The sequence below is a fragment of the Janthinobacterium sp. GL_088 genome (assembly GCF_057837845.1).
The window spans coordinates 1,559,046-1,578,193 of the sequence record NZ_CM174453.1 but is presented as its reverse complement, the minus strand read 5'-3'; the positions used below and the strand labels follow the sequence as shown (position 1 = coordinate 1,578,193).

Genomic DNA, 19,148 nt, shown 5'->3' with positions numbered 1-19,148 from the left:
ACGAAAAAAATCCCCGCGGCAAGGGCGGGGATTTGGCAGGGAGAACGTTCAGACCAGCAGTGCGGCCGCCAGGGATTCGATCTCTTCGGCCGATTCCTCGAGGATGGTGTGCAAGGTGCTGCCGCCGATGCCGAAGTCGATCTTCGCCGCCGCCTGGCGCCGCGCGGCGCTTTCCGGCGGGTGCAGGGGCGAACCGACGGGCGACAGATCGTTGGCCAGCACCAGGGTCGCGCCCAGGGTGCGGGGCGGGAACGGGCTGCCGCCATGCCACATGCCTTCCACGGCTTGCAAGACCATGTCCGGCACTTGCAGCTGGCGCAGCACGCCGCGGCCGATCAGCTTTTCGCCGTATTCGATCCAGTCTTCGGTATTGTCGTCCAGCAAACCCGGATACTCCTCGGCGCGCGACAGCAGATAAAAGCCGCCCACTTCGTGCACGATGGCGGCAAACATGGCCGTTTCCACATCCACGTGCGTGACTTTCCGCGCGATCACCTGGCTCAGCGCGGCCACGTGGGCCGTGTGTTCCCACAGCCTGGCCGCCTTGGCGCGCAATTGCGGATCCGTAATCTGGCTGCCCAGCTGGCGCACGATGACGGACGCCACCATCGACTTTAATGTGGCAAAACCCAGGCGCGAGACAGCCGCGCGCACATTGGCGATTTCATTGCCGGAACGGTTGTAGGCGGCCGAGTTGGCCAAGGCCACCACCCGGGCCGACAGCAGCGGCTCGGCCATGACCATGCGGGCGGCCGCTTCGATATGGCAATCGGGGTCGTCCAGCGCTTCCTGCAGCTTCAAGGTGGCCTTGACGTTGGCGGGGAACGTCAGCTCGCCCTTGCTCGCTTGCAGCGCGATAATCTTGAATACTTCCAGTCTATCCATGGGTCAATCTCCGGTACGGGCCTGTTCAGGCTCTGCTGTGTGGATGGGCCGGGAATGCGCATGTATCCCCGGCCTGGCTCCCGTTTCCGGCAATATTACAGCAAGTTCAAACTCAAACCTATTACTTTCCGGAAACTTTCCCTGCCACGCCTTCGACAAAATAATCCATCTTCGTCAGCGCCGCATCGTCCAGCACGCCTTTGTCCAGGCGCACCTTGCCGTCGTTATCCTTGATCGGCGCGCTGAAAGGATTGAGCTTGCCAGCAACCAAGTCTTTCTCGCGCGCCAATACAAACTGTTTCACGTCGGCCGGCACGGCGGCGTTGATGCCTTCCAGCTTGACCATGCCATCCTTGATGCCGCCCCAGGTGCTGCTGGTTTTCCACGTGCCGTCCAGCACGGCCTGCGCCTGCTTCGTATAGTAGTCGCCCCAATGGTGGGTGACGGCGGCCAGCTGCGCCTTCGGACCGTACTTTTTCATGTCCGAGTGGTAGGCGATCGCATACTTGCCCTTCTCTTCGGCCGCCTGCACCACTGCGGTCGAGTCCGTGTGGTGGGTGACCACGTCGGCGCCCTGGCCGATCAGGGTAATGGCCGCGTCGCGCTCCTTGCCCGGATCGAACCAGCTATTCACCCACACCACTTTCACTTCCGCCTTGGGGTCGACGCTGCGCATGCCGCGCGTGAAGGCGTTAACGCCCTGCAACACTTCCGGGATGGGAAACGCCGCCACATAACCGGCCACATGCGTCTTGCTCATCTTGCCTGCCAACACGCCGGCCAGGTAGCGGCCCTCGTAGAAACGCGCGTTGGTATTGGCCACGTTGACGGCCGTCTTGTATCCCGTCAAATGAATGAACTTCACATTAGGAAATTGTTTCGCCACTTTCAAGGTGGGATTCATGTAGCCGAACGAGGTCGTGATGACCAGCTTGCTGCCCGTTTGCGCCAGGTCACGGATCACCCTTTCCGCATCGGCGCTTTCCGGCACGTTTTCCACATACTTGGTGGTGATCTTGTTGCCCAGCGCCTTTTCCATTTCCTTGCGGGCCAGATCATGCTGCGTGGTCCAGCCCGCGTCGCCGATAGGGCTGATGTAAACAAAGCCGACATTCAGCGGCGCAGTGGCGGGAGCGGCGGCCATGACGGGCATGGCGGGCATCAGCGCCGCACTGCAAACGGCGGCGCACAACAGTTTCTTGGACATGGTTTTCCTTGTGGTGAGTGATTAATTTCCGGGATTGAAATTTTTCCCCAACGAAGCGGGCATGTTGAGCTTGATGTAATTGGCATTGCTGGAGATCAGCACCAGCACGACGATGGCCGCCACATACGGCAGCATCGACAGCAGTTGCGACGCGATGGGTACGCCCAGCGCCTGCGCGTGAAACGTCAAAATGGTGATGCCGCCAAACAGGTAGGCGCCACCCACCACGCGCGCGGGGCGCCAGGTGGCAAACGTCGTCAACGCCAGCGCGATCCATCCACGTCCCGCCACCATGCCCTCGACCCACAGGGGCGTGTACACGAGCGATAAAAACGCACCGGCCAGGCCGCAGCAGGCGCCGCCGAACAGCACGGCCGCCAGGCGGATGGGGCGCACGGGATAGCCGAGCGCATGCGCGGATGCGGGCGATTCGCCCACGGCGCGTAGCACGAGTCCCGCCCGCGTGCGGTACAGAAACCAGGCGATGGCCAGGCACAGCAGCAAGGACAAGTACACCATCGGATGCTGGCGGAACAGGGCCGGCCCCAGCACGGGAATATCTTCCAGCAAAGGGATGCCGAAGCGGCCATTCTGCAAGCTGTTGCCCACATACTTCAAGCCGATATACGTCGAGGCACCGGCGCCGAACAGAGATAAAGCCAGGCCCGTCGCGTACTGGTTCGTGCCCAGCCACACGGTCAGCCAGGCAAAGAAACCGGACAGCACCATGCTGGCGCCCGCCCCCGCCAGAAAGCCCAGGGTAGCACTGCCCGTGTTGACGGCCACGGCAAAGCCCGTGATGGCCGACACCAGCATCATGCCTTCCGCGCCCAGGTTGACCACGCCCGCCTTTTCATTCACCAATAAACCGAGGGCGGCCAGCATCAGCGGCGTGCCCGCATTGATGCTGGCGGCGATCAAGGGCGCGATGGTGAGCAGCAGGTTATCCATGTTTCCTCCAGCGCAGTTTGTATTGGATCAGCACGTCGCAAGCGAGCAAGGCAAACAGCAAGATGCCCTGGAATACGCCCGTGATGGCGCTGGGCAGGCCAAGGCGCGACTGCGCCAGTTCACCTCCGATATAAAACAGGGCCATGACGAAGCTGGAAAAAATCACGCCCACGGGATGCAAGCGCCCGACGAAGGCGACGATGATGGCGGCAAAGCCGTAGCCGGGCGAGACCGTGGGCGTCAGCTGCCCCATCGGCCCCAGCACTTCGCATGCGCCCGCCAGGCCGGACAGGGCGCCGCAAATCAGCAGCGACGACCATAGAGTCTTGCGCGAGGAAAAGCCCGCATAGCGGGCGGCGGCGGGCGCCATACCGCCCACGCGCAGGCGGAAACCGGCAATGCTTCTGGATAAGTACAGCCAGCCGCCCAGCGAGGCCAGCAAAGCAAACACGATGCCCACGTGCAAGCGCGTATCGCTGATCACCATCGGCAACAGCAAGCCGTCCGACAGCAGTTTCGACTGGGGAAAGTTAAACCCTTCCGGATCGCGCAGCACGCCATACACGAGATAGCTGAGCAGCAATTGGGCGATGTAGACGAGCATCAGCGAGACGAGGATTTCGCTGGCGTTGTAGCGGTCGCGCAGCCACGCCACCAGTCCCGCCCACGCCATGCCGCCCGCCATGCCGGCCAGCAGGGACACGCCGATGATGGCCGCGCCACCGACGCCATCATCGAGGTACAGGGCGGCCGCGCCGCCGCAGATGGCGCCCAGGGTCAGCTGCCCTTCCGCGCCGATGTTATAGATGTTGGCGCGAAAGCAGATGGCCAGGCCCACGGCGATCAACAGCAGCGGTGCCACCTTGAGGCCCAGCTCGGACCAGCCGTGCGCGTCGCGCAAGGGTTCGACAAAGAAGACGGCCAGTCCCGCCAGCGGATCGTGTCCCAGCGCAATAAACAGCAAAGCGCCGCACAGCACGGTCAGCAGCACGGCCAGCACGGGCGACAGCCACGACATCAGCCGCGACGGAGTCGGCCGGGCTTCCAGGCGCAAGGCAAACTTAGCCATAGGCAGCCTCCTGCGGCCACAGGCCGCTCATCCATTGCCCAACGAGATCTACGCTGGCCTCGCCCACGTCCAGGGACGGCGAGATTTTTCCCTTCGCCATCACCAGCAAGCGGTCGCTGATGTCGAACAATTCATCGAGCTCTTCCGACACGACCAGCAGCGCGCAACCGGCGTCGCGCAGCGCCAGCAATTCCGCGCGGATTTGCGCGGCCGCGCCCACGTCCACGCCCCAGGTCGGCTGCGCCACCACCAGCACGCTGGGCTCGCGCATGACTTCGCGTCCGACTATGTATTTCTGCAAGTTGCCGCCCGAGAGGCTGCGCGCCAGCGCCTGCGGCCCGCCCGCCTTCACCTGGAAGCGGGCGATGATGGCGGCCGCCCGCTGCGCGATGACGTTATGCCGCACGAAGCCGTGGCGGATGGTGGCCGGTGTCTGCAAACTGAGCAGCACGTTGTCGGCCAGCCCCATGTCGGGCACGGCGCCGCGTCCCAGCCTTTCTTCCGGCACGAAGCCGAAGCCCAGGGCGCGGCGGCGGCCTGGCGGCAAGCGTCCCGCCGGCGTGCCATTGAGCACGATGCTGGCGGGGGTCGCGCGCATGTCCTCGCCCGACAGGGCGGCCAGCAATTCCTGCTGGCCATTGCCGGACACGCCCGCGATGCCGACGATCTCGCCAGCGCGCACGTCGAAATTGATATCGATCAATTGCGTGGCGAACGGGTGGCTCTTCGGCAAGTTCAAATTCTTGACGCTCAGCATGGCCGCACCGGGCGTGCGCGCCACGCGCGTGACGGCAGGCGGCTCGGCGCCGATCATCATGCGCGACAGGCTGGCCGCCGACTCTTGCGAGGGGTCGCACACGCCCGCATTCTTGCCGGCGCGCACCACCGTGCACGTATGGCACAGGGCGCGGATTTCGTCGAGCTTGTGGCTGATGTACAGGATACTGCAGCCTTCGGCCGCCAGCTGGCGCAAGGTGGTAAACAGTTTCTCCACGGCACCCGGCGTCAGCACGGACGTCGGTTCATCGAGAATCAGCAGTTGCGGCTTGGCCAGCAAGGCGCGCACGATTTCCACGCGCTGGCATTCACCGACGGAAAGCGTGTGCACGTGGCGCTGCGGTTCCAGGTCCAGGCCGTACTGGCGCGCCGTCGCTTCGATGCGCTGCGCCAGCTCCGCCATGTTGGTGCCGGCGGGCAAACCGAGGGCGATGTTTTCCGTCACGGTCAAGGTGTCGAACAGGGAAAAGTGCTGGAACACCATGGCAATGCCCAGCGCCCGCGCGGCCGACGGGTTGGCGATCTCGACTTCGCGGCCATTCCACCGGATGCGGCCGCCGTCGGGTTGCACGGCGCCGTAGATGATTTTCATCAAGGTCGATTTGCCGGCGCCGTTTTCACCGAGCACGGCGTGGATTTGTCCGGGCGCGACGGTGAGACAGATGCCGTCATTGGCCACCACGGCCGGATAGCGCTTGCTGATATCGAGTAATTCCAGGCGTGCCGTCATTGTTTCTTTCGTGCCTCGCTGCAGGGTCGCCGGCGTTGGCGCCGGTGGAGAAATTCAAGCTCTTGTCTCTATCGTATCGGCATCCGCAGCGCTTGGGGGATGGCGTGGCGGCGCGCATTTCTATTTCCGCAAAAAAACAACACCTGTATACAATTTTGAAAAAAATTATCAGCTTTACAGCGGCCGCCTTGCCCCGCAAGGGCGAGAAGGTGCGATGATTATATGCAAGAACTGATAGTAAGTATGCAGATAAAACATATCGCCCAACGCGGCGCTTCTCGCATCATGGATTGAACGGCGCGCAAGTTGCCTCATCGCAGCGCATCGTGCGGGTTACGCCCCCTGCTATTTCATTTCACGTTTCCCAACACCGCCATCAGGAGCCGAAAGTGCCAAAAACCATACCGTGTCTGTTGCTCTGCCTCACTACCACCCTCGGCGTGGGCGCAACCGCCCAGGCTGCCGAATGGAGCGATACCGCGCTGAGCTGGCGCGCCGGCAATGACTACCGCGAGCCGTTCAATCCCGACGACATCAAGAAAAACATCTTCGCCATCACGCACGCCAGCGGCTACAAATACGGCAGCAACTTCGTCAACCTGGATTTCCTGATCTCCGACAGCAAGGACCCTGGCGCGCTGGGCAAGACGTCCGGCGCGCAGGAAGCGTACCTGGTGTACCGCAACACCATCGACATCGGCAAGGTGCGCGGCAGCGACATCAAGTTCGGCCCCGTGCGCGGCGTCGGCGTCACCCTGGGTTTCGACGTCAACACGAAAAATGACGTCGGCTACAACTCGCGCAAGCGCATGCTGGTGGCCGGCCCGACACTGATGTGGGACGTGCCCGGCTTCTTCAACACCAGCCTGCTGTTGCTGCGCGAAAGCAACGCTCCCAGCGGCGCCTTCCCGCCCATCTCGCAAGTGACGGGCCGCTACACGTATAAGACGCACGCCATGCTGACGGGCGCCTGGGGCATCCCCCTGTCGCCGCTATTCTCGTTCGAAGGTTTCTTTAACCTCATCGATTCAAAAGGCAATGATGAAGTGGGCCGCAAGACGGCCGTGGAAACGAATATCGACATGCAAGTGATGTTCGACGTGGGGGCGGCCCTGGGCAGCCCAAAAAACACTTTCCGCGTGGGCCTGGAATACCAGTACTGGAAGAACAAGTTCGGCAACTCGCCTGCCACCACGGGCAACGTGGGGCAAACGGCGAAGACGCCGATGATACGCGCGGAGTACCATTTCTAAAATTCATTGTTACGCATCAACACCCACCTTCGCGCCTGATGCCAGCATGAAGCTTTCCTGCTGGCGGAGAGCGCGACCGTGGAACAACTACTGCCGTATTACGAGCGTGAGCTGGGCCTGTTCCGCCAGTACACGCGCGAATTTTCCAGCCGCTATCCGAAGGCGGCCGGGCGCCTGCTAATCGCCGGCGAGACGTGCGAAGACCCGCACGTCGAGCGCCTGATCCAGTCTGTTGCCCTGCTCACGGCGCGCGTGTCAAAACGCCTCGACGACGCCTATCCGCAATTTACCAACTCCTTGCTGGAAACCCTGTACCCGCACTACCTGCGGCCCTTTCCCTCGTGCTCCATCGTGCGCATCGCCGCCGATGAAGCGCCGAGCGGCGGCCAGCTGGCCCAGCCTGTGCACATTGCGCGCGGCACGGTGCTGCGCTCGCATCCGGTGCAGGGCGTGGCCTGCAAGTTCACCAGCGCGTACGACGTGACCCTGGCGCCGCTGGCCATTACGCGTCTGCATTTCTCGCCGCTCATCGACGCGCCGCCCGGCCTGCGCCTGCCCGCCGGCGCCAGCGCCTTGCTCAGCATGCAGTTCACCAGCAGCAGCGAGCAGTACCACCTGGACCAGTCCGGCTTTGCCAGCCTGCGCATGTTTGCCGATGGCGAACCGTCGGTGCGCGCGGCCCTGCTTGACGCCCTGTTCCTGCACGGCGCGGGAGCGTACGTGGCGCTGGACGAACACGGCCCGTGGCTGGCCGTCGACGGCACCGTGCTGGCGCCGGCCGGCTATGTGGAGGACGAGGCGCTGATCCCCATTTCCGCCCGCTCGCACCCGGCCCTGCGCCTGCTGACCGAGTACTTTGCGTTTCCGGAAAAATTCCATTTCATCGATATCGCGTGGTCCCTGCTGGCCGCCCTGCTGCCAAAACAGTGCCGCCAGTTCACCTTGCACCTGCCGCTCATGGGCGTGCGCAGCGACAGCCACGAGGCGCGGCTCTTGTCCGGCGTCAGCCCCGATAATCTCTTGCTCGGCTGCACGCCCGTCGTCAACCTGTTCGCCAAGTCCGGCGTGCCGATCCGTCTCACGCATACCGAGCCCGACTACGCGCTGGTGGCCGATGCCACGCATGCGTTTGCCTACGACATCCACAACATCGAGAGCGTCACCGTGGTGCGCAAGGACCAGGCCGGCGAGCGCCTCAGCACTTTCTTGCCGCTGTATGCCTCGCTGCAGGGTTCTCAGGTAGAACAGGGCCAGGAGCATGGTCAATACTGGCTGGCGCGCCGCGACGAAGCCGTGGCGGCCATCAGCCCCGGCCATGAAATGCGGCTGAGCCTGATCGACCCGCAGTTTTCACCAGGCAGCGCGGCCTGCGCCACCGTCTCGACGCAGCTGCTGTGCAGCAACCGCGACTTGCCCACGCAGTTGCATTACGGCTTGCCCCGTGGCGACCTGCTGGCCGAAGACGTGCCCGACGGCATCCCCGCGCGCTTCCTGCGCAAGCCCACGCCCAGCCTGAGTTTCCTGGCGGACACGCACTGGCGCCTGATTGCGCACCTGTCGCTCAATTACTCCAGCCTGACGCAAGCGGGCCTGGCCGAATTCCAGAAAATGCTCAGCCTGTACGACCTGCCCCGCTCGCCCACCACGCAGCGCCTGATCCACGGCATCGTCACGCTCGAACACGGCAGCACGCGCGCGTGGATGCCCACCGTGCCGTTTCCCACCCTGATGCCCGGCATCGCCATCCGACTGGGCATTGACGAACAAGCCTTCGTCGGCTGCAGCATCCATATTTTCGCCCAGGTGCTGCAGCGCTATTTCGCCCTGAACAGCCAACTCAACTGTTTTAGCCAACTGACGCTGCTGTCGCACCGCAGCGGCGAGGAACTCCTGCGATGCCCGGAACGCAGCGCCGACGCCACCCCAGCGTGATCCAGCAATTGCTCGACGCGCCGCAGCGCTTCGAGTGCTTCCAGGCGCTGCGCCTGCTGCTGGCGTGGCTGGCCGAACACGGCATCGACGAGCACACGGCGTTGGCAAAGCACATACGCTTCGACAATAGCGTCTCGCTGCGCTTTCCCGCCAGCCAGGTCGAAGCACTCGCGACCGGCGGCATCGAGGATGCCGATGCCCTGCGGCTGGCGCTGCTGTCCGGCCACGGCCAGCACATCCACCTCACGCCCACCTTCATGGGTCTGCTGGGTTGCCAGGGCAGCTTGCCCAGCCACTATTCGGAGCGCATCGCCGCGCACCAGCACAGCGCACGCGACACCGGCCCGCGCGCCTTTCTCGACCTGTTTTCCAGCCGCGCCGTGGCCCTGTTTTATCAGGCCTGGCAAAAATACCGCGTCGAGCAAGCCGGCCACAGCGGGGACTTCCTGTCGCGCCTGCTGGCTCTGGCCGCATGCCAGCCGGGCCAGGGCCAGGACGAGGCCGCCGCCGGCCTGTACAGCGGCTTGCTGCAGCAGCGCAACCTCTCGTCCATCGTCATGGCGCGCATCCTTGCCGACCACTTCGGCGTGCCCTGCCATATCGACGAGGCGACGGGAGCCATGGACGTGCTGGCGCCGCGCGAACAGACGGCGCTGGGCATGGCCAATGCCGTGCTGGGCCAGCGCGCCACCGTCGGCGAGCGCTGCCGCCGCCCCGACCTGGCCGTGCGCCTGCGCCTCGGTCCGCTCACTGCCAAGCAGCACGCCAGCTTCCTGCCGCGCGCCGCTGGCAGCCAGGCGCTGCGGCACATGCTGATGCTGTTCGGCCAGCCGCTCGTGCGCTACGACATCGTGCTGGTGCTGCGCGCCAGCGATGTGCAAGGGACGACGTTGACGGCAGCGCCACAAGGCGGCCTCGGCTGCAACAGTTTCCTTGGCGATGCTGCAACGCCGCGCCACCGCGATGACAAACATTACGAAATGCACTTGATGCCCTCATTCAACGATTGATCCTTGCGGCTGCGCAAAACGCTTGTGTTCGCTATTGCTACAGTCGGCCAACGATCCCTACCGTGAAGCGATGCGCGATGAGCGAGTTCCCCGATACGACGACGGCATGGGCGGCATTGACGGGCGACATGCAGGGTCAGCGCCTGCTGCGCCTGCGCTTTCCGCATGGCGACGGCCCCGCCGGCATCCGCTTCCTCGCCAACAGCCTGTCCGCCAGCGAAAGCCTGTCGCGCGACTTTTCCTATGTGGTGGAAATGCTGTCCGACGATGCCAGCATCGCCCTCGACAACGTGATGGGCAAGATGGTGAGCATCGAACTGGTGCGCGAAGACGGCACCTTGCGCTACTTCAATGGCTATGTCTTCGAGTTCCGCTTCCTGCGCACGGATGGCGGTTTCGCGTTCTATGAAATGGTGCTGGAACCGTGGCTGTCGCACCTGCACTTGCGGCAAAACAATGTCGCCTTCCACGGCTTGACGGTGGCGGCGCTGACGGACAAGGTCTTCGATGATTACCTGATGCGCGACTACAAGCTGGCCGCCAGCGGAGCCGATCCCGCCATCACCTACACGTGCCAGCACAACGAGAGTGACCACAACCTGCTGCACCGCCACTGGGAGCAACTGGGCTGGCACTACCGCTACGAACACCGCCTTGACGGCCACACCTTGTGGCTGTCCGACGACAGCACCACCGGCAAGCCCATCGATGGCGATCTGAGCGAAATCCCCTTCCAGCACCAGGCCGGCTCCCGGGAAGACGATGGCGTGCACCAGTGGAGCATGGTGCGGCGCATGGCGCCAAGCCAGATGACGGTGGCCAGCTTCAACTTTAAAAATCCACGCAGCGCCCGCGCCAGCCGCGATTCCTTGAACAAACAGGGAGCCGTACCCTCGCTGGAAATTTATGAAAACACGGGCAGCTACGGTTTCAAGAACATCGACGATGGCGAAGCGCTGGCCCAGCGCCGCATGGAAGAACGCGACGCTCAGGGGCAGCTGTTCGAAGCGCAAGGCAATGACCGCACGGCGCAACCAGGGCGCTGGTTCACCCTGGGCGGACATTTCGACAACGCCGCCGGCGAATACCTGATCCTGTCCGTGCACCACTACGCCAGCAACAACTACCAGCAAGGACACGGCGCCACCTCGCACTACAGCAACACGTTTACCTGCATCTCCCGCGCCATCCCCTGGCGTCCGGGACGCAATTTTCATAGCCGCGAACCGAAGATCTATGGCGTGCAGACGGCCACCGTCGTCGGGCCGCCCGGCGAGGAAATTCACACGGACGGTTATGGACGAGTGAAAGTGCAATTCCACTGGGACCGCCTGGGCACCTTCGACGACAGGAGTTCGCCGTGGATACGTGTGATATCGAATTGGGCCGGCCCGAATTTCGGCCACATCAGCCTGCCCCGGGTGGGCATGGAAGTGGCCGTCCAATTTCTCGACGGCAACGTCGCCTTGCCCCTCATCATCGGCTGCGTCTACAAAACGCGCGCAATATGCCGCCGTGGGATTTACCGGCCAACAAGACGCAGAGCGGGATGCTGAGCCGCTCCTCAAAAAAAGGTTCCGCCGCACACGCCAACGCCTTGCGCTTCGAAGACCGAAAGGACGCGGAAGAGCTGTGGCTGCATGCAGAAAAAGACCAGCGCATCGAAGTCGAGCATGACGAATCGCACTGGGTCGGCAACGACCGGCGCAAAACCATCGACCGCGATGAAATCGTGCACGTCAAGCGAGACCGCACGGAAACGGTGGATCACGATGAAGACATCACCGTGCACAACAACCGCTGCGAGCGCGTCGACCATGACGAACACATCGACATCGGCGACAACCGCCGCGAACACGTGGGCGGCAACGAGCAGGTGCAGATCGACGGCCACCGTTCGGAACGGGTGACACTGGCCAAGGACGAAACGATCGGCCTGGCCAAGGTGCTGACCATCGGCGCCGCCTATCAGACCACCGTCATCGGCGCCATGAACACCACCGTGGTGCTGGCGCAGGCCGAGCAAGTCGGACTGACGAAAAGCGTCATCGTCGGCGCCGACAGCACGCTCACGGCCACCGATTCGCACACGATGACGGTAGGCACGTCCAGCATCACCATCACGCCGGGACGCATCGAACTGGTTGCCGATGAAATCATCATCCGCGGCAGGTCGAAGGTGCAGATCCATGGCGACGACATCGACAACAATCCGGGCTGACGATGAACGACGCCGGCTCAGCCCATTTCAACATCCCCAACCTGCTGTTCGACAACCGCACGCCGCACGCGGCCAGCCAGTTCGACATGGTCGACCAGTTTGGCCAGGCCTTTCATGTGGTGGTGGCGCGCATGGGCTACACGCTCGGCCCCTGCGGCGCGGACGGCCTGGCCAGCCTGCTGCCCATGGCACGGCAATCTCCGCTGGCCACGGAAGACCGGTACCTGGACGGCGACACGCAGGCGGGCACGCTACAGGAGAGTGACTTCGCGCCCTACAAACCGCGCTGCGACGTGATCGTCAATGGCGTGGCGCACGCGCCGCGCGGGCAGGTGATGCCGCAATTTCTCGTCAACCTGAAGGTGCGATCGGAAAAGAAGACCCTGATCGACAAGACCCTGCAAGTGAGTGGCGAGCGCGCCTTCCGCAAGAAAGCCGTCCTCACGCACCTGGCGCAAGGCTGTGCCCGCATCGCCACCGTGGGCCTGCTGCGGCCCAACCCCTGGCAGTTGTCGGCGCCGGAAGCGTTCCTGCAATTGCCGCTGCACTATGCCCACGCATATGGCGGGCAATGCCGCATCGAGGCCGATGACTGCAACGCGGCGGCGCACGACTCTTGCCAGGCCAATCCCTTGGGACGCGGTTTTGCGCGCCACTGGTACCTGGATGCGCAACACATCAATGAGGTGCCCGCGCCCCGCATTGCGCAGCCGTCGCAGCCATGCACGGCCGACCAGTTCTGGCAAGGCGCGGGCGGCAAGGAACTTCCCGCGCCGGCGGGGCTGGCCGCTGTCGGCCGTGGCTGGCTGCCGCGCCGCGCGCTGGCCGGCAGCATCGTCGTCAAGGATAAATGGGATGCCGACGAGATCCCGGCCCTGCCGGAAGACTTCGATTTCGCGTACTGGAACAGCACGCCACCCGACCAGCAATGCCCGTACCTGGCGGGACTGGAACAATTCACCTTGACCAATCTGTGTCGCCACGACCACCCGTCGGCCCGCATCGACCCGCGCGGCAACACCGTGCTGCGCTTCGCCCTGCCGCGACAAGTGCTGTGCCTGCTGCTGGCGGACAAGAACGACCAGTTGCTCGTCTGGCGCCTGGCCATCGATACGGTGCTGCTCGATCCCGAGACGGCCACTGTGGAACTGGTGTGGCGCGCCATCGTGCCGGCCGACGCGGGCCAGGTCGCGTCGCGCCTGCTGCACCTGATGGAACCGGCGCAAATCGCCCGCATCGAACTGCTGGAACAGGCGCAGGAAGCGCTCAGCGAAGCCGCCGGGCAAGGCAAGAAACCATGACGAATGAAACCGTCACCAAATCGGCGCGTTTCTATTGCGTCAGCCTCAGCCCCGACATTTGCAAGACGCCCGTCGGCTCCAGCACGCCCCCTATTCCCTACAGCATCACCGGCGAATTTGCGGAAGCGCAGAATGCCTCGCCCAACGTCAAATCACACAGCGAGCCCGTCATCCTGCACCAGCGCAGCATCATTCCCACCGTCAAAGGCGACGCGGCCGGCAAGGCGGGCGGCGTCAAGAGCGGCACCGTCGGCAAGCAGGTCGACACCAAGGTCGCCAGCAGCATCCACCGCGCCAACGGCGCCAGCCTGGTGCAGATGGGGCGCGAAGTATGGATGAATTCACGCAATACCGTGGGCAAGATTTATGAACGGGGCGGAGAAGCGGCCAAGCCCTTGCTCAAGGAACTGAAGGCGGCGATACGGGAAGCGGCACAGGATTACAAGGATCATGGGTCGAAGAAAATGCATGGCGCCGCCGAAGATCTGGTGGACGCGGGCGGCACCGTCTTGACAGGCAGCGCTGTGCTGGGAGTCGCCGGGGTGGGCGTTGCGGCAACGGGAGTCGGCGCCCCCGTTGCCGCCGCGATGGAAGCGGGGGCGGCAACGGGCGCTGTGGCCGGCACGGCGACCGTTGCAACAGGCACGGCAATGGAAGCATCGGCCACGGTGCTCGACCAGGCGGCCGACTACATCTTGACAGGCAAGACACCTGATTTGCTCAACACTGCCGCCGACATCGGCATGAATATCGTAGGCAACTTATTGCAAGCGGCGGCCTTCAGCAAGGTTCCTGGCGGGAAAATACTGAGCAAGTTCCTCGGCAAGAAAACGGCGCCAACCATCAACAAGGTCAAGGAAAAGCTGGTCGGCAAAAAACCGGACCAGCTGCCCCCAAAACTCGACAAACCACCCCCGAAAAACGGCGGCGACGACGGCAAGAGCCGCGGCAAGAAAGAGCCGAAATCGGAAGCACCGTCCGACTGCTGCCCCAAGGATAGCGGCCCCGCGAAAAAACCCGTCAAGGGCCGCAAGCCCGTGCATTTCGGCACGGGCCAGGAAATCCTGTACCAGACGGATTTCGCGCTCGAACGCAGCATCCCCATCGCCTGGACGCGCTGCTACCGCTCCGGCGCCGAATGCGAAGACTGGGGCTTGCTGGGCGCCCGCTGGTCCACGCCCTAAACCACCAGCCTGTCGCTATGCGATGCCGGCATCGTCTACCACGACGACAGCGGCCGCGCCCTGCGCCTGCCTGGCCTGGAACCGGGCCAGCAGCACGACAACCGCAAGGAAGGTTTTACGCTCACGCGCGACGGCGCCGACACCTTCACTTTGCTGTGGCGCGACGGCAGCAGCGACCGCTACGCGCGCGCTGAGGGCGGCTGGCTGCCGCACGGCTACGACGGCGTCAACGCCATGTTGGCCCCGTCCGCGCCCGTCGCCATGCGGCGCTTTGCACTCGTGCGTAGCGAAGCGCGCGATGGACGCGGCGTCAGCATCGAGCGCTTGATCGATGCCAGGCCGGGCGAAGTGCTGTTGCGCCTGCGCAGCGACGATGGCAGCGTGCTCGAAGCCATGCGCGCGGAGGCAGAACAGTCCTTCAGCATCGGCCGGGTTGACGAAGTGCTGGCGGACGGCAGCCGACTCTGCCACGTCCGCTACCAATACGCGGCCGAAACAAACGAAACGCAGCCGCCGTTCGCGCCCCGCTACAACCTGGTCAGCCAGTCGAATGCGCTGGGCAACACGCGCCACTACACCTATCGTCACCAGCTCCTCACCTCATGCAGCAGCTACACGGGTTTTAGCTACGAACTGGAATGGATCAGCCTGGACGCCCTGCGCGCCCGCTGGAGCGGATCACCGTTGAGCCAGCAGGAACTGGCGCAGCACTATCCAATCACCGTGGCCAACAGCTACCAGGCGCGTGGCACCGCTACCCGGGCGTGCGATGGCAGCGAGCACACGCGCATCGATTACGTGGACAACGACACCAGCCGCGTCATGGAAAACGGCGGCGTCCTCGAATACACATTTGACGCCAACTGGCTGGTCACCGAAGTGCGCCGCGTGATCAACGGCAAGGCCGCCTCGCTGGGCCGGCGCGTATGGGACCGCGATGGCATGCTGCTGGCCGATATCGATGCCAACGGCGCCGCCACGCGCTATGCCTACGATGCGGCCGGCAACCTGACGCAGCACCGATGCCAAGGGACACAGCAGCAGCGTCGCATACGATAGCCAGAACCAGCCCGTCGCCTTCACGGATGCGCTGGGCAACACCACCTTGCGCGACTACGATGCGGCTGACCGCCCCGTCAGCATCACGGATGCCTTGGGCCATGTCACGCGCTACCGCTACGACCAGCGCGGCCAGCTCGTGGAACTGATCGACGCCAGGGGCGGCAGCAAACATTTCCAGTACAACCGCCAGGGCTGGCTGACCAGCTACACGGATTGCTCCGGCCACACCAGCGAATACCAATACGATGCACTGGGGCGGCTGGAGGCAACCCGCGATGCGCTGGGCCATGCCACCCGCTACGAGTATGACGCGCTGGGCCGGCTGATCCGCCTCACGGCGCCCGATCAAACACGGGAGCAATACGCCTACGATGGGGATGGCAATCTGGTCTTGCACGTGGATGGCGCCGGCCAGCAGACGCGCTATCGCTACAACGGCCAGGGCTTGCCCGTGGAGCGCACGGACGCCATCGGCCAGACCTTGCAGTATCGCTACGATGGCGCGCTGCAACTGACGGAATTGATCAACGCCAAGGGCGAAAGCTACCGGCTCGCGTATCATGCGGAAGGCTGGCTGGCGTCGGAAACGGGATTCGACGGCAAACGCACGCAATACAGTTATGACCAGACCGGCAACCTGAGCGCCACCGAGTGCGGCAGCCAGCGCACGCAGTTGCTGCGCGACGCGCTCGGCTTGCTGAGCGCCAAGACCACGGCGGATGGCGTGGTGCGCTACGCCTACGATGCGCTGGGCCGGCTGACAGCCGTATCCGCGCCGCAAGCCGAACAGCGTTTCTTCCACGATGCCGTGGGCCAGCTGATCGAGGAACGCAGCGCCTGCTTTTTGCAAGCGCTGCCCGAAGCGGCCAGACTGCCAAACGCCCCGCGCGCGCCGGACGCCAGCTTCGTCATGACGCACTCTTATGACGAACTGGGCAACCGCATCCAGACCATCTTGCCGAACGGGCGCCGCATCGACACCTTGCGCTACGGCTCCGGCCACTGGCATGGCGTGCTGTGGCAAGGCAAGGCCGTGGTCGATGTCGAGCGCGACAAGCTGCACCGCGAAAAACAGCGGCAGCTGGGCAACAGCGGCTTGCTGGCCACGCGCCAATACGACCCGCAATCGCGCCTCATCCAACTGACCCTGGCACGCGGCGCCGATGCGCCCGCCACCGTGCGCGAGCGATGCTTCGACTACGATGCGCAGGGCAACTTGTGCACCATCGTGCAAACGGGAGCTTCCGCTGCCGGCCCGCTCGGCAAACTGAGTTACGCCTATGACCCGGTCGGCCAGCTGCTGTCCGCCGTGCAACCGGGCCTGGCCGAACACTTCGCCTTCGATCCGGCGGGCAATCTGGTCGACAAGGCTCCCGCCTCCGGCAACGTACTGAAACGCTACGGCAATACCGAATACGACTACGACGAACAAGGCAATGCCACCGCCAAGCGCTTCCATCCGCCGGGCAGGGAGTCGAGCTGGAGCGACCTGGCGCTTGAATACGACGCCGAAAACCGCCTCAGCCATGCCACCCGAACGGAGCGCCAATCGCGCCACCGCACCCGCTATTTTTATGACGCCTTCAGCCGCCGCATCGCCAAACGCGTCGAGGAAGCACGCTGGAGCAAGCAGCAGGACATCACCAAAGACCAGCCCGCCCACTGCGGTAGCAGCAGCACGTTCTTCGTCTGGGATGGCGACACGCTGGCGCAGGAACTTGGGCGCGACGAGACGGTCACATACCTGTACGAGCCGGACAGCTTCGTGCCGCTAGCCAGGATCGGTTCGCCAGCCTGTCGCCAGGCAAGCGCCGTCCACCTGCCGCGCGTCGCGCAATGGGATTTACCTGCCACCCGGCACGATACCGAACTCCAGGCAGCCATTACGCAAGAACAGGCGGACACCGAAGCGCTGCAGGTATCGGTATGGCAAGGTACCCAAGCGGCAGCCGATGACGCGGCTGCAGACGACCGCATCACCCACTGCCACTGCGACCACCTGGGCACGCCGCGCGAACTGACGGATGCGCAAGGGAACGTGGTCTGGAGCGGGCGCTACAAGGCCTGGGGGCGTTTGCTGCACGTCGAGGGAGAAATTGAGCAGCCGCTGCGGTTTCAGGGGCAGTATGAGAATCAAGAGACTGGACTGTTTTACAACCGGTATCGCTACTATGATCCGGATGTAGCTAGGTACGTGACGCAAGATCCGGTTGGCTTGCTTGGTGGACTGAACAGCTATCAATACGCGCCAAGCCCGATTTTGTGGATTGATCCATTAGGACTGGCGAAAAATGCCAAAAATTGTCCTAAAAATCTGATTTGTAACGCATGTACAGGTCGTGATCCGGCTAGTGAAGCAAAAAACTGGCAAGGTCCTCTTAATTTTCCATATTTAGGTCAAGATATATATAGTAATGTTGTCGTAAAAAAGGGAACTGTGTTATTTACTTTGTATCCACATGGACCTGCACCGGGAAATTACTTCTCCAAGGCGGATGCAGTTTTAGCAAATGCTGAGGCGAGAAAATTCAACGATGCGGTACAGGTAGCACATGCTGATAATTCCAAGCATAAAGGGGTTCGTCCCATGCGTACAAAACTTCATGTCTACATATTAAAAGAAGATACTTGCATGGCAGAGGGAATATCAAGAAATAACCCAAATTTTGGAGCGGGAGGTGCGCAACAATTATTTTTAGAAAATAGAGACAAAAAAAAATTAATTGACACTGGGAAAATAATTTCTCTAAAAAAATGAAAAAAATATCCTTTGACAAAAAAAACGGTTACCTCCTATTAAGCGGCGTCATAATTGCACCACTTAACGAATATGAATTCACCAAAACTGCGGAAGAAAATACCATTGAAATAGAAAAAAATCAAACAAACACCTATGTACATAGCTTATCAACGTGCGGAAAATTAAATGAATTTGAATTTGGAATAAATTTTATTTTTGAAAATTATTGCATGACGAGTGTTTGGCTATCGTGGGATGGAGGAAACACAAAAAAATATGGATATGACACAACAGAAAACCAATTAATAGCCGACAAAAAAAGTCTGACCAAATTACTTGCTGAAGTCTTGGGAAAAGATCCTGATGAGATAAAAAAGACGTTCTCCGCATTTAATTTCCCATGGGGAAATATCTCGGCTTCAGCATCAATTCAATCAGCTACGACGTCAATTGGAATATCCTGGAATTGTGGCATTCAGACCAACAAAGATTAATTGAGTTAAAATTCTCCATTATAGAAAATTCAAAATTCGTAAATATTTCCATTGTGCAATATGCATTATTTTCATCCTCCAAGAAATCAGACGAATAAAATGAAAATTCTTATTTATCCACATAAGAAATTTTTGTCAAGTATGAATTTTGAAATTAAAAATGGAAATGATATTAAAATTAAGCTATCGGAGGTTTGGAATACCAAACTAATAACGCCAGAAATAATAAATCTACTGATCAATGAAAATTCAGAGGAAAAGAGTTGGAAATATGTTTTTTGCATTTTTATAAATCCAAGTTTCTTCTCCGCTTACTTTTATGCCCAATCAGA

General features: G+C 61.9%; 15 protein-coding genes and 1 pseudogene. 11 read left to right on the top strand and 5 right to left on the bottom strand.

The window, feature by feature from the left end:
- Positions 1–48: 48 nt before the first annotated feature.
- From AC3IQ7_RS07015 to AC3IQ7_RS06995, 5 genes are all read right to left on the bottom strand, one after another.
- A complete protein-coding gene (locus AC3IQ7_RS07015; RefSeq protein ID WP_489208709.1) occupies positions 49–885 on the bottom strand; it encodes an HDOD domain-containing protein in 837 nt (278 codons plus the stop codon).
- Between the two features lie 121 nt (positions 886–1,006).
- Positions 1,007–2,092 carry a BMP family ABC transporter substrate-binding protein gene (locus tag AC3IQ7_RS07010; RefSeq protein ID WP_489208708.1) on the bottom strand — a complete coding sequence of 362 codons (1,086 nt, stop codon included), beginning with the start codon at positions 2,090–2,092 and terminating at the stop codon, positions 1,007–1,009.
- 21 nt (positions 2,093–2,113) lie between these two features.
- Positions 2,114–3,043: an ABC transporter permease gene (locus tag AC3IQ7_RS07005; protein ID WP_099379495.1), complete on the bottom strand. Its 930-nt coding sequence runs from the start codon at positions 3,041–3,043 to the stop codon at positions 2,114–2,116.
- Positions 3,036–4,112, bottom strand: a complete 1,077-nt coding sequence (locus AC3IQ7_RS07000; RefSeq protein WP_099379496.1) for an ABC transporter permease — start codon at positions 4,110–4,112, stop codon at positions 3,036–3,038. The genes AC3IQ7_RS07005 and AC3IQ7_RS07000 overlap by 8 nt, the downstream gene beginning before the upstream one ends.
- Entirely contained in the window at positions 4,105–5,619 is a 1,515-nt protein-coding gene (locus tag AC3IQ7_RS06995) for an ABC transporter ATP-binding protein (RefSeq protein ID WP_489208707.1), read from the bottom strand. The genes AC3IQ7_RS07000 and AC3IQ7_RS06995 overlap by 8 nt, the downstream gene beginning before the upstream one ends.
- A 440-nt stretch (positions 5,620–6,059) precedes the next feature.
- On the opposite strand from AC3IQ7_RS06995, the gene AC3IQ7_RS06990 reads away from it, so the two are divergent.
- The 11 genes and pseudogenes from AC3IQ7_RS06990 (at position 6,060) to AC3IQ7_RS06940 (ending at position 18,816) form a co-directional block, all read left to right on the top strand.
- On the top strand, positions 6,060–6,872 hold the full coding sequence (locus AC3IQ7_RS06990) for an outer envelope protein (RefSeq protein WP_489210405.1): 813 nt from the start codon (positions 6,060–6,062) through the stop codon (positions 6,870–6,872).
- A gap of 78 nt (positions 6,873–6,950) precedes the next feature.
- Complete coding sequence (gene tssF, locus AC3IQ7_RS06985; protein ID WP_489208706.1) at positions 6,951–8,804, top strand: type VI secretion system baseplate subunit TssF; 1,854 nt, start codon at positions 6,951–6,953, stop codon at positions 8,802–8,804.
- Positions 8,768–9,814: a type VI secretion system baseplate subunit TssG gene (gene tssG / locus AC3IQ7_RS06980; protein WP_489208705.1), complete on the top strand. Its 1,047-nt coding sequence runs from the start codon at positions 8,768–8,770 to the stop codon at positions 9,812–9,814. The genes tssF and tssG overlap by 37 nt, the downstream gene beginning before the upstream one ends.
- Positions 9,815–9,891: 77 nt before the next feature.
- Positions 9,892–11,370: a type VI secretion system Vgr family protein gene (locus AC3IQ7_RS06975; protein WP_489208704.1), complete on the top strand. Its 1,479-nt coding sequence runs from the start codon at positions 9,892–9,894 to the stop codon at positions 11,368–11,370.
- Entirely contained in the window at positions 11,364–12,035 is a 672-nt protein-coding gene (locus AC3IQ7_RS06970; RefSeq protein ID WP_489208703.1) for a bacteriophage T4 gp5 trimerization domain-containing protein, read from the top strand. Before AC3IQ7_RS06975 ends, AC3IQ7_RS06970 begins: the two co-directional genes overlap by 7 nt.
- A gap of 2 nt (positions 12,036–12,037) precedes the next feature.
- A complete protein-coding gene (locus tag AC3IQ7_RS06965; RefSeq protein ID WP_489208702.1) occupies positions 12,038–13,336 on the top strand; it encodes a DUF2169 family type VI secretion system accessory protein in 1,299 nt (432 codons plus the stop codon).
- A complete protein-coding gene (locus AC3IQ7_RS06960; protein WP_489208701.1) occupies positions 13,333–14,520 on the top strand; it encodes a PAAR-like domain-containing protein in 1,188 nt (395 codons plus the stop codon). The genes AC3IQ7_RS06965 and AC3IQ7_RS06960 overlap by 4 nt, the downstream gene beginning before the upstream one ends.
- A 150-nt stretch (positions 14,521–14,670) precedes the next feature.
- The gene (locus AC3IQ7_RS06955) at positions 14,671–15,579 is read left to right on the top strand and encodes an RHS repeat domain-containing protein (protein ID WP_489208700.1); all 909 of its coding nucleotides are present in this window, start codon (positions 14,671–14,673) and stop codon (positions 15,577–15,579) included.
- Between the two features lie 31 nt (positions 15,580–15,610).
- Positions 15,611–15,823, top strand: a pseudogene (locus tag AC3IQ7_RS06950) (hypothetical protein); the annotation flags it as partial.
- Between the two features lie 156 nt (positions 15,824–15,979).
- The gene (locus AC3IQ7_RS06945; RefSeq protein WP_489210403.1) at positions 15,980–18,340 is read left to right on the top strand and encodes an RHS repeat-associated core domain-containing protein; all 2,361 of its coding nucleotides are present in this window, start codon (positions 15,980–15,982) and stop codon (positions 18,338–18,340) included.
- Positions 18,337–18,816: a hypothetical protein gene (locus AC3IQ7_RS06940; protein WP_489208699.1), complete on the top strand. Its 480-nt coding sequence runs from the start codon at positions 18,337–18,339 to the stop codon at positions 18,814–18,816. Before AC3IQ7_RS06945 ends, AC3IQ7_RS06940 begins: the two co-directional genes overlap by 4 nt.
- Positions 18,817–19,148: the final 332 nt, after the last annotated feature.

What these genes read in the sequence shown, in the direction of transcription:
- AC3IQ7_RS06965 (WP_489208702.1), top strand. Translation starts at nt 12,038, where the DNA reads ATGAACGACGCCGGCTCAGCCCATTTCAACATCCCCAACCTGCTGTTC.
- tssG (WP_489208705.1), top strand. Translation starts at nt 8,768, where the DNA reads ATGCCCGGAACGCAGCGCCGACGCCACCCCAGCGTGATCCAGCAATTG.
- AC3IQ7_RS07015 (WP_489208709.1), bottom strand. Translation starts at nt 885, where the DNA reads ATGGATAGACTGGAAGTATTCAAGATTATCGCGCTGCAAGCGAGCAAG.
- AC3IQ7_RS07010 (WP_489208708.1), bottom strand. Translation starts at nt 2,092, where the DNA reads ATGTCCAAGAAACTGTTGTGCGCCGCCGTTTGCAGTGCGGCGCTGATG.
- AC3IQ7_RS06960 (WP_489208701.1), top strand. Translation starts at nt 13,333, where the DNA reads ATGACGAATGAAACCGTCACCAAATCGGCGCGTTTCTATTGCGTCAGC.
- AC3IQ7_RS07005 (WP_099379495.1), bottom strand. Translation starts at nt 3,043, where the DNA reads ATGGATAACCTGCTGCTCACCATCGCGCCCTTGATCGCCGCCAGCATC.
- AC3IQ7_RS07000 (WP_099379496.1), bottom strand. Translation starts at nt 4,112, where the DNA reads ATGGCTAAGTTTGCCTTGCGCCTGGAAGCCCGGCCGACTCCGTCGCGG.
- AC3IQ7_RS06995 (WP_489208707.1), bottom strand. Translation starts at nt 5,619, where the DNA reads ATGACGGCACGCCTGGAATTACTCGATATCAGCAAGCGCTATCCGGCC.
- AC3IQ7_RS06975 (WP_489208704.1), top strand. Translation starts at nt 9,892, where the DNA reads ATGAGCGAGTTCCCCGATACGACGACGGCATGGGCGGCATTGACGGGC.
- AC3IQ7_RS06970 (WP_489208703.1), top strand. Translation starts at nt 11,364, where the DNA reads ATGCTGAGCCGCTCCTCAAAAAAAGGTTCCGCCGCACACGCCAACGCC.
- AC3IQ7_RS06940 (WP_489208699.1), top strand. Translation starts at nt 18,337, where the DNA reads ATGAAAAAAATATCCTTTGACAAAAAAAACGGTTACCTCCTATTAAGC.